The following is a 16,496-nucleotide window of genomic DNA, read 5'->3' on the forward strand; positions in this document are numbered from 1 at the left end:
ATATTTTTTATATTTTTACCGTTTAATTGGTTTCTCTAAAATGACTTCTAAAATAAAAATATATCTTGCAGACGATCATCAAGTTTTAATTGATGGCTTATCAAACTTGCTTCAAACTGTTTCAAACTTTGATGTTGTGGGAAGTTCGCTTGACGGCACCACAGTTTATGATGATGTGATAAAAGACAAAGCCGATGTCCTAATTTTAGACATAAGCATGCCGAAGAAAGACGGCATTGAAACACTCAAAGAATTTAACGAAAAACAACTGTCTTGCAAAGTCATTATTTTATCTAGTTATGACGACCTAAAAATCATTAAAGAAGTAATGAAATTGGGCGCAAAAGGTTATTTGACAAAAAATTGCGCTGGCGAAAATATTATCGAAGCTGTGGAAGCTGTTTATCAGGGGGAGGAATACTTTAGCGATGCCGTTAGAGAAAAGATTTTCAACACCTTCAGAGACAATCCGAAACTGAACCCGAATGTAATTATAGAAAATCCGATTTTAAGTCCACGCGAGATTGAAATCATTATTTTAATTGCGCTAGAATACAGCGGGAAAGAAATCAGCGAAAAGCTTTTTATTAGTTCGCATACTGTCGAAACGCATCGTAAAAACATCATGAAAAAGCTTAATGTCAAAAGCACAATAGGTTTGGTAAAATATGCCCTCAAAAACAATTTGATTAATCCTTAAAATTGCTTTCATGTTTCGATTCAAACTCCTTATATCACTGCTTTTGCTTTTTGCTATTGAAGGAATTAGCGTCGCAAAGCATAATGACACGATAAAAGTTCCGCAAACTGAAACTAAGAGCAAAACTACAAATCTAAATCTCAGGACATCAGAACAATTACGAAACAAAAAAATCGTCAGTTTATCAATTATACTTACTGTCATTATTTTTCTTTTGCTTTACTTTTTATACCAAAACAATAAATTAAAACAGAAAATAAAACGAAAAGACACTAAACAAAAAATCCTTCTAAACATTATCAATTCAGGTATTGATTCTCAAGAAATTGAGCATAAAAAAATTGCTTCTTTTCTGCACGACAATATTAATTCCCTATTGTCTTCTGCAGGATTACATTTAAATACTTTTACAGCACAAAACGATATAAAATCGGATGAAATACAAAAAGCAAAAGCTATTCTGTCGGAAGCGCATGAACTTTTACGCGACATGTCTCACGATCTTGTGCCGACACTTTTGGTTCGTTTTGGATTAATTTATGCCTTGGAAGATTTATGTGAAAAAAACTCTAATTCTGCTATAGATTTTGAATTTTCAAGCTCAATTCCTACTAACAAAAGATATGTTGAAAAATTCGAAATGAAAATCTATTTTATTATCAGCGAATTATTTAGCAACATTACCAAACACAGTAATGCAAAAAAAGCAAAACTTTCTTTGACCGAAAAAGAAAATCAATTAATCCTAAGAATTTACGATGACGGGATTGGTTTTAAAACTCAGAAATTAAAAGATGCTGAGGGGTTTGGCTTAAACAGAATTAGAGCTCGAATTAAAAAATACAAAGGGACTTTGTCTATCATTTCAAAAGAAAATCAAGGAACTAAAATAAAAATTGAGATTCCTCTTCTTCATTAGATTACTTCGCTCCTATTTCGATAATTTCCAAATCTTTGATTTTATCCTCATCAATTACAAATCGAAGCATGGTTCTCACTTTATGAAATCCGCTTTTCCCAGCCGCGCCCGGATTCATGTGCAGTAAATTATTCTTTTTATCGAAGATGACTTTCAAAATATGCGAGTGTCCGCAAATAAACAGTTTGGGCGGATTCGAAGCCAATTCTTCCCTAACATTTTGATTGTATTTGCCTGGATAACCACCGATATGTGTAATCCAAACTGAAACATTTTCGCATGAAAATCGGTTATTTAGCGGAAATTCTAATCTTGCTTTTGCATCGTCAATATTTCCGTAAACTGCTCTTAAGGGTTTTAGCTTTTTAATGGCATCTGTAACTGCTAAATCTCCAATATCTCCAGCATGCCACACTTCATCTGCCTGAGCAACATATTTTAAAATTGTATCGTCGATGTGGCTGTGAGTATCTGAGAGAAGGAGGATTTTAGTCAATTTTTTGGAGGTTCAAAAGGTTCAGAGGTACAAAGGTACAAAGGTTTTTTCTCTAAATACTAAAATACAATCTTGATATTTATTATTAGCTAATCTAGCGTTAGAGGCACCGCACCGCATCGTATCTACATTATTAAACATATTGAAAAATTTCAAATCTCTTCTCCTTTGAACCTTTGCACCTTTTAAAAGTCATCTTTAAAAAAACCTTTGTACCTTTGTACCTCTGAACCTTTGACCCTCAATTGTGAGATATTTTATTCAATTCGCTTATAACGGAACACACTATCATGGCTGGCAAATACAGCCGAATGCTTCTTCAATTCAAGAAACTTTAAACAAGGCTTTTTCAGTTTTATTAAATGAAACTATTAGCATTATGGGCGCTGGGAGAACCGATGCTGGTGTTCATGCGAGTGAAATGTACGGTCATTTTGACACAGAAAAAACCTTAGATATTCCGGTTTTAATTCATAAACTGAATTCGTATTTACCAAAAGACATTGCTATTTTTAATATTATCTTAGTTCACGACGAAGCACATTGTAGATTTGATGCTACAAAACGAACTTACGAATATCATATTAATACATTGAAAAATCCGTTTTTACAGGAATTGAGCTGGTATGTTACACAAAAACTGGATGTTAGTTTAATGAATGAAGCTGCTCAGTTATTATTGAAACATACCGATTTCCAATGTTTTTCAAAAGTTAATACTGACGTAAACACATTTGATTGCACGATTTTTGAGGCATACTGGAAACAAGAAAATGGAAAACTGATTTTCACCATTTCAGCAAATCGATTTTTAAGAAATATGGTTCGCGCAATTGTCGGCACTTTGATTAATATCGGTTTAAAGAAAATCACTTTAACGGACTTCGAAAACATCATTGCCAGCAAAAGCAGAGAAAAAGCAGGATTTTCGGTTCCCGCACATGGTTTATATTTAACCAAAATAGATTACGATTATTTATAGCTAAAAGCTATAAGCTTCAGGCAATAAGCTCCAAACTTTTGCCTAAGCCTAAAGCCTAAAGCTTAAAGCTTAAAAAGATGAAAGCAAAAGCATTCGATACTGGATTATTCAAAAGAATTTTAAAATATACGCGTCCTTATAAATGGCGATATTATGGCGTAATCATATTTGCCATTTCACTATCAATTTTCGCAGCACTTCGTCCTTATTTACTTAAAGAAACGGTCGATGGCTACATCAAAACCCATGACAAAATGGGATTGCTGATGTACATCGTTTTGATGGGAGTAGTTTTACTGATGGAAGTTTTTTCTCAATTCTATTTTGTTTATTGGGCAAACTGGCTTGGGCAGGATATTGTAAAAGACATTCGAACTAAGCTTTTTAAGCACATTTTGAGTTTCAGAATGAAATATTTTGATTTAGTTCCAGTTGGACAGTTGGTTACGCGTGCCGTTTCAGATATTGAGTCGATTGCCCGTATTTTCAGTCAAGGTTTATTTATGATTATAAGCGATTTGATGAAAATGGTTGTAGTCCTTATTTTTATGTTTTACATGAACTGGAAACTGACTTGGATTGTCGTGATTGCAATGCCTATTTTAGTTTATATAACTAGAATTTTCCAACGCAAAATGCAAGTGGCTTTTGAGGAAGTAAGAACTCAGATTGCCAACATGAACTCGTTTGTGCAGGAACGTGTGACAGGAATGAAAATCGTTCAGCTTTTTAACCGTGAAAAAATCGAAGCCGAAAACTTTAAAGAAATCAACAATAAACATAGAGTTGCTTGGATTAAGACTATTTTATACAACTCGATCTTCTTCCCTATTGCCGATATTATTTCGTCAATAACTTTAGGTTTGGTTGTGGTTTACGGCGGTTTCAGAATTTTAAACGGAGATCATTTTACGACTTTTGGAGATTTATTTTCATATACAATGTTTATCGGAATGCTATTTAATCCGTTGAGACAAATTGCGGATAAATTTAACGAGATGCAATTAGGAATGATTGCTGCCAATCGTGTTTTTGATATTATCGATACACAAGATCACATTCAAGATACCGGAACAATTGAAGCACCCGTTTTTGATGGAAGAATTGATTTTAAAGACGTTCGTTTCAGCTACATTCCAGAAGAAGAAGTCATAAAAGGAATCGATTTATCTGTTTCTGCCGGACAAACTATTGCTATTGTGGGTTCTACAGGAGCAGGAAAATCTACGATTATTAATCTGTTGAATCGTTTTTACGAAATCAATAGCGGGACAATCTGCATTGACGGAGAAAATATCGAAAACTACACTTTGGCTTCTTTAAGAAAACAAATTGCTGTCGTTTTGCAAGATGTGTTTTTGTTTGCCGATACGATTTATAACAATATTACTTTGCACAATCCAGAAATTACTCGAGACAAAGTAATTGATGCTGCAAAGAAAATTGGTGTTCATGATTTTATTATGAATCTACCAGACAATTATGATTTTGATGTAAAAGAGCGCGGGGTTATGCTTTCGTCTGGACAGCGCCAGCTGATTGCCTTTTTACGTTCTTATGTAAGCAATCCAAGTATTTTGATTTTGGACGAAGCGACTTCTTCTATCGATACCTATTCTGAAGAAATGATTCAGCGTGCGACAGAAACGATTACAAAAGGAAGAACTTCGATAATTATAGCGCACAGACTAGCAACAATTGTAAATGCTGATAAAATTGTGGTAATGGATAAGGGTTTAATTGTGGAACAAGGAACGCATCAGGAATTATTGCATAAAACTGATGGTTATTATAAAAACTTGTATGATTCGCAATTTTCAGTAGCTAACTAGCTTAGAGAAATCACCTACATCTTTAATTTTTAAAGCCTTACAAATATTTAAACACTAAAAACACAATTATTCATTATATTTAGTGAAAATGAATTTAACACAAACTCAATAATTTTAATTGTATTCTTACAAATAAATAAGTATGTTTGATGAATAAATAAATCATTTTTAAAAAATACTTATGAAAAAAAAATTACTTTTTCTCGTTTTCTTTTTAGTCTTTTCGGCTAATGCATTCTCAATGCAAATTTTTATAAACGTTCTGGGTGGAAGAGTTATAACTATTGAGATGGAAAGCTCTGACACTATTGATAATGTTAAAGCAAAAATATTTGATAAGGAAGGAATTAGACCTGAGTGCATAAGATTAATATTTGCAGGAAAACAACTTGAAGACGGAAGAACATTATCTGATTATAACATTCAAAAAGAAAGCACTATACATGCAGTTATAAGATTTCCATGTCCATAATTTAATCAATTTATTAAAAAATAAAATTCTATTGATTGCATTTTAAAAATAGCTTTCAATACACACTTATTACAATAAAAGGGTTTGACTTTAAAAAGTCAAACCCTTTTGTTTTTAATATAGTTTGAGAATTGATTCTGAATGTGAATCCCAACCGAATTTGATACTATTGTATCATCAAAAAAAGGAATTCATAATTTAAGCATTCGCAAAACCAATAAATTAATAATTATTTAGCTATAAATTGACGTTTGTTTCTTAAATTAAAAAACTGCAGTATTCCTAAATTGTGATTTAAAATCCGACTAAAAACTATTATAAACGCTTTAAAACGTTAAATTAGCGTTATAGAAATCATAAAATTACTCTTTCCCAATCAGTTAGATAGCAGGATTTTTTTGTTTATTCTTTATCTTTGAGAGTATAGAAATCAAATGTAAAAGAAAATGCCACAAAATAGATTTTATCCTGATGAGAAATTCAAAGAAATAGAAGTAAATGCCTCATTACAATTAAGATACGCCATTTCAAACAGAGGTCGTTTAATAAGTTTTACAGACGAAATTGAAAATGGACGCATTTTAAAAGGAGGTTTAAGCGACGGATATCCAACTTTCCGTTTTAAGGTTAAAAAAGACGATAAAATCGTAAACAAATACCTCTTCTTGTATAAATTAGTTGCCCAATATTTTATCCCAAAAGATTCTGAAGAACAAACGTATGTTCTGCATTTGGATTACAACAGAGCAAATGATGACGCAAGGAATCTTCGCTGGGCAACCAAACAAGAAATGATGGCGCACAGCCGTAAGAGTCCGCGCGTAATTCAGGCTAAAAAGAATTTAATTGAACACAATCTTAAAGCCGACGGACGAAAATTGACTACAACTAAAGTGATGTTAATTAAAAAAATCCTGGCAAGACCTGAACAAAAAACACGTCTTAAAATGATTGCAAAACAATTTGGCGTAAGCGAAATGCAAATCAGGAGAATTGCCAGTGGAGAAAACTGGGGACATGTGAAGATTTAATCATTCAAAAATATATTATATTATTCAAACAAGAAGGAGCTTCCAATAATTGGAAGCTCCTTCTTGTTTGAACGAACTTCTATGAATTCAGATAAAACTATAAATTTTAACTTTTATATTTATTTTCTTTTAAAATATTAAAAAAATAATTCTAAAAAGGCAGAATAATATGATCAAATAATTTTAATAATCGTAAACTTGCATACCAAATCCAAAGATACTTTTATGAAGAGAAAATTACTTATTTTATTGTCTTTTATTACTTTATCCTCTTTTTCACAAAACACTTTAATTCCAGATCCAAAATTTGAATCAAAACTAATTTCACTTGGTTTGGACACAGTCCTAGACGGACAAGTACCAACTTCGAACATTTCATCTATTACTTCTTTAGATGTAAGTTCTTCTTCAATCAAAGATCTTACAGGAATTCAGGATTTTGTTAATCTTCAGACCTTAAAATGTGCTTACAACGAATTAACCGCTTTAAATGTTAGTCAAAATACTAAACTGGTTACTTTGTCTTGTTATGCCAATCAAATAAAAAGTCTGGATGTTACGCAACTTAAATCCCTTCGAACGTTAGATTGTTACACCAATCAATTAAGCTCTTTAGATGTTTCTAAGAACACAGCTTTAATGGATTTATCTTGTTTTCAAAATCAATTAACTGCTTTAAATACATCTAAAAATCCAGAACTGAGCAAACTTTACTGTTCTGACAACTTAATTGGTTCATTAAACTTAACTAACAATCCTTTCCTTATTTTTCTTAATTGTACTAACAATAAGATAAAAAATGTGCTTGATGTTACTAAAAATAGTGGTTTGATGCATTTGTTTTGTGCAAATAACGAAATCACCTTAATAGATGCTTCAAAAATAAGAGAACTCCGAAATATTGATGTGTCGTCAAACAAACTTGTAAGCTTAAATCTAAAAAACGGAAACAATACATCAATAAATCTTGGTCAGAACTTTTGTACAAACAATCCAAAACTGACTTGCATACAGGTAGATGATGTGAGTTATTCCAATTCAAAGTGGCCAAATGCAAAAGATGCTACTGCAAGTTATGCTACAACTTGTCCTAGTTATACTTTGATTCCCGATATCAATTTCGAGAACAAACTTATTTCTTTAGGAATTGACTCTGGAACCCCAGACGGAATGGTTTTGACTTCAAGAGTTTCTCTTGTATCACAATTAGATTTCGGTGTCAATACAACCATTACTGATCTAACAGGGATACAAGATTTTACAGCGTTACAAAGATTATATTGCCATGGAAATACAGGACGTTTAGGTGATGGAGGAAATGGTAAACTAAAAACTATTGATGTTTCTAAAAATGTTAATCTAACTGTTCTTGATGTTTCGTACAATCAACTTGCGAGTTTAGATGTTACGAACAATCCCCTATTGATTTCGTTAAATTGTCAAGTTAATAAATTCACAACACTTGATATTTCTAAGAACGTTAAACTAGACAATTTAAGTGTAAGTCACAACCTTATTACAGAGCTTGACGTTTCAAAAATTCCTACTTTACGCTATTTATCAACTGATAATACCAAATTAACAGCATTAGATCTTTCAAGCAATACCGCTCTTGTAGGCGTGTTTTCTAACAATAGCGATTTAAGAAGTGTAAATTTAAAAAATGGCCAAAATGGATTAATTGTTCCTCAAAGCATTAGCTTTAAAGTGAACCCTAATTTAACTTGCATTCAGGTTGATAATGCTGCAACTTCAACTTCAAATTGGGCTAGTGCAAAAGATGCTACAGCAAACTATTCATCAGACTGCCAATCATTTTCATCTTACACTTTGATTCCCGATATTAATTTCGAAAATAAACTTATTGATTTAGGAATAGATTCTGGAACTCCAGATGGAAAAGTATTGACTTCTAATATCTCTTCTGTAACAATATTAGATTTCGGAACCAATACAACCATTACTGATCTGACAGGAATCCAAGATTTTACAGCATTGCAAAGATTACATTGTCATGGAAATACCGGACGCGCAGGTGATGGCGGAAATGGTAAACTAACGAACATTGATGTTTCAAAAAACGTGAATTTAACTGTATTGGACATTTCATACAATCAGCTTACAAGTTTAAATGTTTCCAACAATCCGCTATTGATTTCATTAAATTGTCAGGTTAATAAACTTACAGCAATTGACGTTTCAAAAAATATTAAACTGGATAATTTAGATGTAAACAGCAATTTGATTACAGAACTTAAGGTCTCACAAATCCCAACTTTACGCTATTTATCAACTGATTTTACCAGACTAACAGCATTAGACCTTTCACAAAATCCTAAACTAGTAGGGCTAATTTGTAACAATAGTGATTTAAGAAGTCTAAATTTGAAAAATGGTCAGAATCAATTAATTTCACCTCAAAGCATAAGATTTACAGCAAACCCAAATTTAACTTGTATTCAGGTTGATAATACTGCAACTTCAAATGCAAATTGGGCTAGTGCAAAAGATGTTACAGCGAACTATTCTACAGATTGTCAGCCTACTTCATCTTACACTTTGATTCCCGATATTAATTTCGAAAACAAGCTTATTGATTTAGGAATTGATTCTGGAACTCCAGATGGAAAAGTATTGACTTCAAATGTTTCTTCTTTAATAACTCTAGATTTAGGAATTAATACAACCATTACTGATCTAACAGGGATACAAGATTTTACAGCATTGCAAAGATTGTATTGCCATGGAAATACAGGACGCGCAGGTGATGGCGGAAATGGTAAACTAACAAGTATTGATGTTTCTAAAAACTTGAATTTAATTGTGTTGGACGTTTCTTACAATCAGCTTACAAGCTTAGATGTTACGAATAATCCTTTATTAATTTCATTTAATTGTAGTGTTAATAAACTTACAGCAATTGACATTTCAAAAAACATTAAACTGGATAATTTAGATGTAAGCCTTAATCTTATTACAGAACTTAACGTTTCACAAATTCCGACCTTACGCTATCTATCAGCTGGTTACACTAGACTAACGACATTAGACATTTCAAGCAATCCTGCCATGGTAGGGCTTTTATGCGACAATAGTGACTTAAGAAGTTTAAATTTGAAGAATGGTCAGAATCAATTAATTGCAGCTCAAAGCATAAGATTTACAGCAAACCCTAATTTAACTTGTATTCAGGTTGATAATGCTGCGACTTCAAATGCAAATTGGGCTAGTGCGAAAGATGCAAATGCAAGTTATTCTAATGAATGCCAAACAAATTCATATACAGCAATTCCAGACAGCAACTTTGAGAAAAAATTAATTGCTTTAGGAATTGATTCTGGAGCTCCAGATGGAAGAGTATTAACTTCAAGCATTGATAAAATAACTGATTTAGACGTTTCTTACAGCTCTATTACAAACTTAACTGGTCTTGAAGCTTTCACCTCTTTAACTTCCCTAAAATGTAATGGCAATTATACTTTACAAGCTTTAGACGTTACAAGAAACAAAGCTCTAAGAACATTAGATTGCAACAACAACTATCTTGTAACTTACTTAGATTTATATCAGAATACTGATTTAGTTTCACTTAATTGTACAGCTAATAAATTGTCCTATTTAGATGTTAGTAGTAATAAAAATCTAACTTCTTTAGAATGTTCATCTAACAAAATATCTTATATAGATGTTTCTAACAATACTGCTTTAACTAAATTGAATGTTGGTTATAATACAATTGCATATCTAAGTGTCTCAAAAAACACAGAATTGACATCATTGACTTGTACATCAAATCAAATTGCGTATTTAGATATTAGCACCAACACAAAACTAGTAGAATTGTGGGCTGGGAATAATCAATACAGTGTTTTAAATGTTTCTAAAAATACTGCTTTGAACACATTAGTTTGTAATACAAATAAGTTGACAACATTAGACGTTTCTGCAAATACGGCATTAACAAGATTACTGGTTTACGGAAACAAACTAACAAACATAGATGTCTCAAATAACACTCTATTAAGTTCGTTTGATTGTAATTCAAATCTAATAACAGACTTAAATGTTTCTAAAAACATAAACTTGCAATTTCTATATTGTGACAATAACAAACTGACTGCTCTAGATGTTTCTGCAAATACAAAACTTGGAACGTTAGATTGTGCTAAAAACGAACTTACAAATCTGGATGTTTCAAACAATAAAAACCTGAGTTCGTTGGAATGCGAATCGAACAAATTAAAAAGTCTTAACTTAAAAAACGGAAACAATACTGCATTTGATTCTTATCAACTTGATCCTAATTTAATTATTTATAGAATAGATTTTAGAGATAATCCTGATTTAACTTGTATCCAAGTTGATAATGCTGCTTACTCAAATGAAAAATGGTCTTCTAGAAAAGATTCTTCTGCAAACTTTAGCACCGATTGTAATAACTCTACATTGATTACCGATTCTAATTTTGAAGATTTCCTTATTGCTGCAGGAATTGATACCGACGGAAAAAACGGAAAAGTATCAACTTCAAGCATTTCAAGCATTAAAACTTTAGACATTTCAAATTCTAATATCAGCGATTTAACTGGGCTTCAAAATTTTACAGCTTTAGAGAAATTAGTTTGTACAGGAAATTCAATCACAACAATTGACTTGTCTGCTAATACGCAATTAACTTATTTGGATATTTCAAATAATCCGCTAACAAGTGTGAACGTTTCAAACAATAAATTGCTAAAAGAATTTTATGTTAATGGAATGAAGATCAATGTTAGAAAATCAGTTTCAACTTCAAACGGATTGACAAGTTTGGATTTGTCAAACAATACTTTGTTGACAAAACTTAACGTTTCAAATAATCAGTTAACAAGTCTTGATTTATCAAAAAACCCAAATCTGACAGATATTAACACTTCTAATAATAATTTATCTGAATTAAATTTACAAAACGGCCACAATGAGCTTTTAGTAAATTTAGATTTCAAAAACAACGCTCAACTATCTTGCATTAAAGTTGATGATCCAACTTATTCTAATTCAAATTGGTCTGGTGCTAAAGATGCTACAGCAGAATATACTGCAAAATGCAGTGCTTTAGGAATTCCAGATGCAGTTTTCAATAAAGCGACAATTTATCCAAATCCTTCAAATGGAGATTTTTATATAATGAATGCTTCAATGAAAAAAGCAAGTATTTACGACAACTCAGGTAAGCTGATAAAAGTGATGCTTTTAGATTCTGAAAAAGAAGAAAATCATATTAAACTTCAAGGAGCTCCACGTGGTGTTTACTATCTTTACCTAGAAAATGAAGATGCGCACATTGTCAAAAAAATCATTATTCAGTAAATATTCTATTTATATTTTAAAATTAAAAACCACGCTTTTACTAAATTAAAAGTGTGGTTTTTAGTTTATGTAAACTTCGATTCAGAATTTCGCGCCAGCAACTTTGCTGTGATTTTATTAAAAAAAAGCAGGATATTATTCTTTTTTTACCTTTTCATATAACTTTTCATTTAATCTCTGTGAAAAGACCAAAATCTCTCTCTTTAAAAACAAAATTTCAAGTGTTCATTTAAAATAAATCCTTAAATTCGCAAACACAAATAACAAAAGAAGAAATCGAAAGATGAGTTTCGGAAATACAAACTTCATTTTCGATAGTTAATACTAAAAACAAAAAAAATGAAATACGACGTTATTGTTTTAGGAAGTGGTCCTGGAGGATATGTAACAGCGATTAGAGCTTCTCAATTAGGCTTTAAAGTAGCTGTAGTAGAAAAAGAAAATCTTGGTGGAGTTTGCCTTAACTGGGGATGTATCCCAACAAAAGCGCTTTTAAAATCTGCTCAAGTTTTTGATTACCTTAAACACGCTTCTGACTACGGATTGAAAGTTTCTGAATTTGATAAAGATTTCCCAGCAGTTGTTCAACGTAGCCGTGGTGTTGCGGAAGGAATGAGCAAAGGGGTTCAATTCTTAATGAAAAAAAACAAAATTGACGTTATTGAAGGTTTTGGAAAACTAAAACCAGGTAAAAAACTTGACGTTACTGATAAAGACAATAAAGTTACAGAATACAGCGCTGATCACATTATCATCGCAACTGGTGCTCGTTCTCGTGAGTTGCCAAACTTACCTCAAGATGGTGTTAAAGTAATTGGATACCGTCAGGCAATGACATTACCAACTCAACCAAAATCTATGATCATTGTAGGTTCTGGAGCAATTGGAGTTGAGTTTGCTCACTTCTACAACTCAATGGGAACTGACGTTACTATTGTAGAATTTATGCCAAACATTGTTCCTGTAGAAGACGAAGACGTTTCTAAACAAATGGAGCGTTCTATGAAGAAAGCTGGTGTGAAAATCATGACTAACTCTTCTGTAGAAAAAATTGATACTTCAGGAAACGGAGTAAAAGCAACTGTAAAAACAGCAAAAGGGGAAGAAATTCTTGAAGCTGACATCGTACTTTCTGCAGTTGGAATCAAAACAAACATCGAAAACATCGGATTAGAAGAAGTTGGTATTGCAGTTGACAGAGATAAAATCTTAGTAAACGCTTACAACCAAACTAATATTCCAGGATACTACGCAATTGGAGACGTTACTCCAGGTCAAGCTTTAGCTCACGTTGCTTCTGCTGAAGGAATCAACTGTGTGGAGAAAATTAAAGGTTTACACGTTGATCCAATCGATTACGGAAACATTCCGGGTTGTACTTACGCAACTCCAGAAATCGCTTCTGTTGGTTTGACTGAAAAACAAGCTAAAGAAAAAGGTTACGAATTAAAAATTGGTAAATTCCCATTTTCAGCTTCTGGAAAAGCAAAAGCTGCTGGAGCTGCTGACGGATTCGTAAAAGTAATCTTCGATGCTAAATACGGAGAATGGTTAGGATGCCACATGATTGGTGCTGGTGTTACAGATATGATTGCTGAAGCAGTTGTAGCTCGTAAACTAGAAACTACTGGTCACGAAATCCTTAAATCTATCCACCCTCACCCAACAATGAGCGAGGCGGTTATGGAAGCTGTTGCTGATGCTTACGGCGAAGTAATTCACTTGTAAAAATATACAATGTAAAGAATTGATTTCTTTACGGAGTTATATATAATTTTCAATTTATAAAATCCGATTTGCGAAAGCAGGTCGGATTTTTTTTATCTAAAATTCAGAATTTATTTATAAATTTAGTACTAAATATTACAATATTTTTTTCAGTCAATTATCACATTATAAGAAAATATCAAGTTTTTATTTTATCGTAGTATCTCTTAAAAACTACTGTTTTCTGCTTTTTTCTGATTATTCGTTACCCATTCAAGAGTAAAAATTAGTATTAAAAAATAAATTGATTCTATGAAAAAATTTCTCCTTCCCATTTTATCTGTACTTCTTTTGATAGCATGCAAACAAAATGCAGAAACAGATACTGCTCAACCAATTGCTGCAGAGAACGACACTACAACCATAAAAAAACTGCCTTCTGGCCCCGATATAAAAGTTAAAATTACAGAATCGTATGCTAGACAAGTTGCAAGAGATGCTTACTTCTGGGCATGGCCTTTAGAGAACATTTATAATCGCCGTTTAGCCTTCAAACAAGCTCCGAAAGTTGGTTTAATGAATGGCGTTCTTCCTTTTGCTCCCTTAAACTCTTTAGCCATGCTTCATGATTACATTCAGCCCGAACAACGCTGGGTTGCTTGTCCCAATCAAGATGTGGTTTATGGCGCTGCAATTGCGGCATTAGACGAAACTCCAGTTATCGTTCAAGTGCCCGACTTTGGCGATCGTTTCTGGGTTTATCAAGTAGTAGATTTAAGAACAGATTCTTTTGCACAGCTTGGCAAAATGTACGACACAAAACCAGGGTTTTATCTGCTTGTTGGACCAAACTGGAAAGGAGAAACTCCAAAAGGAATTACAAAAGTATTTCGCAGTAAAACCGGAACCGCCTTTATTGTTCCAAGAGTTTTTCAAGATGACACTCCCGAAGATAAAAAAGCAGTACAAACCATCATAAATAAAATCGATGTCTATGCTTTGGATAAATTTGACGGAAAAGAAAAAACGCAAGACTGGAGCAAACTTCCTTCATTAGGTTTTCCTACAAAAGATGGTGGATCTGGTGAAACCAAATGGGTATTTCCGGATAAATTTTTCGACGAACTTCCTATAGTTTTAAAAGACGCTCCGCCCCTACCAGGCGAAGAATCTCGCTACGCGCAAATTCTCGCTGTTCTTGAAGCTGCAAAAAAAGATCCTGCCTTAAAAAAAGCAATTGTTGAAGAAGCTTTTAAAGCCGAAAAAGAATTGATTGACCCATTATTACAATTTCGCAATTGGGGAATTCCGTTAAGCGATAATTGGTCGACTGCCGATAACTGCGCCGCTTTTGGAACAGATTATTTTACTCGTACTGCTATGGCAAAATCAAATATATTGGTAAATGCAAAAGCAGAAACCAAATATTTTTATCAAGATCTGGATTCAAAAGGTGCTCAATTAAACGGAGCAAATTCTTATACTGTCACTTTTGCAAAAGATAAAATGCCGCCTGTAAAAGGTTTTTGGTCACTTACTTTGTATGACGAACATCATTTCTTTTCACCAAATCCAATTAAACGTTATTCTGTAGGTACAAAAAATAAAGATCTAAAATATAATAGTGACGGCTCTCTTACCATATATATTCATAATTCTGAACCTTCTGGAGATAAAAAAGCAAACTGGCTGCCATGCCCAAAAGGTATTTTTTGTCTGTACTTTAGATGTTATGGTCCAGAAGAAAAAACAATTAAAAATGAATGGACACCGCCAGCTGTTCTTCTTTCAAAATAAATGAAGTTTCATTTTAATTTAAAAGAATCCGATTTGTTAAGCAAATCGGATTCTTTATTTATAAAGTTTATTCAAAACTATAAAACTTCTTCAATCCCCATGGTATTAATGACAATAAAAGTAATCCAACACTTGACCAGACCACATTTTCAATAGAAAAACTAGATATAAACCAGCCTCCAACCATTGCACCACATGTTACAGCCGCATTTCCGCATGTCGTAAATATGCTATTCACAAATTCTGGCGATTCTGAAACTGAAGAAGTAAGATTGACATTACTTATTAAAAAACCAGATGTATGCATAAAACCCCAAATAATAATTAATAACAACATGGGCACATAGTGAGATCCATAAAAATATAAAAGCAGATGTATAAACGATAGTGAAACTATAAAGACAAAAACAGTTAATAGAATATTTTTTCTTAAAAGCTTACCCGCAATCCAATTGCCGGCAACGCCAGTTAGTCCAAAAACAAATAGCATAAAACTAATTTGTATTCCATCCATTTTGGTAATCTTATTTAGAAAATCTGCCATATATCCATAAGTAGAATACATACCGGCTATCATCAAAAATGACAAAGAAAAACTAATCCATAATATAGGCTTTTTCAGGATTTTGGTCTGAGAAGTCAGAGATTCTTTTTTAGTACTGCTTATTGAGGGCATAAAAAACAATATTCCCAGAAAAGACAATGCATTAATGATTGCGCATAAAATAAAAGAGGATTTCCAACTAAATATCGAAGCAATTAAAGTCGCTATTGGCACACCAATAACACTTGCAATGGTAAAACCTCCAAAAACAACAGCAACACCATTTGAAGAATTCTCATCAGATGGATTATTTGCTGCAATTGAAAGAGAAATTGCCCAAAATACAGCATGTAAAAAAGCAGGCAATACTCTGGCTACCAAAAGCATATTAAAACTTAATGAAAATACAGAAACTATATTTGATAGGGTAAAAACACTTAAAGCAAATAACAAAGTTTTCTTCTTGTCAAAAGACCTTAATAAAAGAACCACAAATGGTCCAGATACAGCAACAATTAATGCAAAAAGACTTAAAAGCCATCCTGCTTTTTCTATTGTTACTGAAAAAGCAGATGCAATTTGGGGTAAAATTCCAATTACTCCAAACTCGGTTGTCCCAATTCCAAATGTCCCCAATGCTAAAAGATAATGTATACGTTTCATAAAT

Annotated in this window: 11 protein-coding genes; 9 read left to right on the forward strand and 2 right to left on the reverse strand. The window is 32.6% G+C overall.

Going from position 1 to position 16,496, the window contains the following annotated elements; translation table 11 throughout:
- Positions 1-40: 40 nt before the first annotated feature.
- Both QLQ96_RS21515 and QLQ96_RS21520 read left to right on the forward strand, forming a co-directional pair.
- Positions 41-700, forward strand: a complete 660-nt coding sequence (locus QLQ96_RS21515; protein WP_482493170.1) for a response regulator — start codon at positions 41-43, stop codon at positions 698-700.
- A gap of 10 nt (positions 701-710) precedes the next feature.
- Positions 711-1,619 carry a sensor histidine kinase gene (locus tag QLQ96_RS21520; RefSeq protein WP_482493171.1) on the forward strand — a complete coding sequence of 303 codons (909 nt, stop codon included), beginning with the start codon at positions 711-713 and terminating at the stop codon, positions 1,617-1,619.
- Position 1,620: 1 nt separating this feature from the next.
- On the opposite strand, the gene QLQ96_RS21525 is transcribed toward QLQ96_RS21520, so the two are convergent.
- On the reverse strand, positions 1,621-2,115 hold the full coding sequence (locus tag QLQ96_RS21525) for a metallophosphoesterase family protein (protein ID WP_482493172.1): 495 nt from the start codon (positions 2,113-2,115) through the stop codon (positions 1,621-1,623).
- A gap of 247 nt (positions 2,116-2,362) precedes the next feature.
- Here QLQ96_RS21525 and truA point away from each other — a divergent pair, with 247 nt between their 5' ends.
- The 7 genes from truA to QLQ96_RS21560 all read left to right on the forward strand — a co-directional run bounded on the left by truA (position 2,363) and on the right by QLQ96_RS21560 (position 15,285).
- Positions 2,363-3,097 carry a tRNA pseudouridine(38-40) synthase TruA gene (gene truA / locus QLQ96_RS21530; RefSeq protein ID WP_482493173.1) on the forward strand — a complete coding sequence of 245 codons (735 nt, stop codon included), beginning with the start codon at positions 2,363-2,365 and terminating at the stop codon, positions 3,095-3,097.
- Between the two features lie 77 nt (positions 3,098-3,174).
- Positions 3,175-4,929 (forward strand): ABC transporter ATP-binding protein, encoded by a 1,755-nt coding sequence (locus QLQ96_RS21535; RefSeq protein ID WP_482493174.1) that lies wholly within the window; start codon positions 3,175-3,177, stop codon positions 4,927-4,929.
- 181 nt (positions 4,930-5,110) lie between these two features.
- Positions 5,111-5,401, forward strand: coding sequence for a ubiquitin-like protein (locus tag QLQ96_RS21540; RefSeq protein WP_482493175.1), 291 nt, complete (start codon positions 5,111-5,113; stop codon positions 5,399-5,401).
- A 446-nt stretch (positions 5,402-5,847) separates the two neighbouring features.
- The gene (locus QLQ96_RS21545; RefSeq protein ID WP_482493176.1) at positions 5,848-6,432 is read left to right on the forward strand and encodes an NUMOD4 domain-containing protein; all 585 of its coding nucleotides are present in this window, start codon (positions 5,848-5,850) and stop codon (positions 6,430-6,432) included.
- A 225-nt stretch (positions 6,433-6,657) separates the two neighbouring features.
- A complete protein-coding gene (locus QLQ96_RS21550) occupies positions 6,658-11,781 on the forward strand; it encodes a T9SS type A sorting domain-containing protein (protein ID WP_482493177.1) in 5,124 nt (1,707 codons plus the stop codon).
- Between the two features lie 339 nt (positions 11,782-12,120).
- The gene (gene lpdA, locus QLQ96_RS21555) at positions 12,121-13,509 is read left to right on the forward strand and encodes a dihydrolipoyl dehydrogenase (RefSeq protein WP_482493178.1); all 1,389 of its coding nucleotides are present in this window, start codon (positions 12,121-12,123) and stop codon (positions 13,507-13,509) included.
- Between the two features lie 291 nt (positions 13,510-13,800).
- Entirely contained in the window at positions 13,801-15,285 is a 1,485-nt protein-coding gene (locus tag QLQ96_RS21560; RefSeq protein WP_482493179.1) for a DUF1254 domain-containing protein, read from the forward strand.
- A 67-nt stretch (positions 15,286-15,352) separates the two neighbouring features.
- Here QLQ96_RS21560 and QLQ96_RS21565 read toward each other — a convergent pair whose 3' ends face one another.
- A complete protein-coding gene (locus QLQ96_RS21565; protein ID WP_482493180.1) occupies positions 15,353-16,492 on the reverse strand; it encodes an MFS transporter in 1,140 nt (379 codons plus the stop codon).
- Between the last annotated feature and the right edge of the window lie 4 nt (positions 16,493-16,496).

This window comes from Flavobacterium sp. B167r (assembly GCF_056824315.1).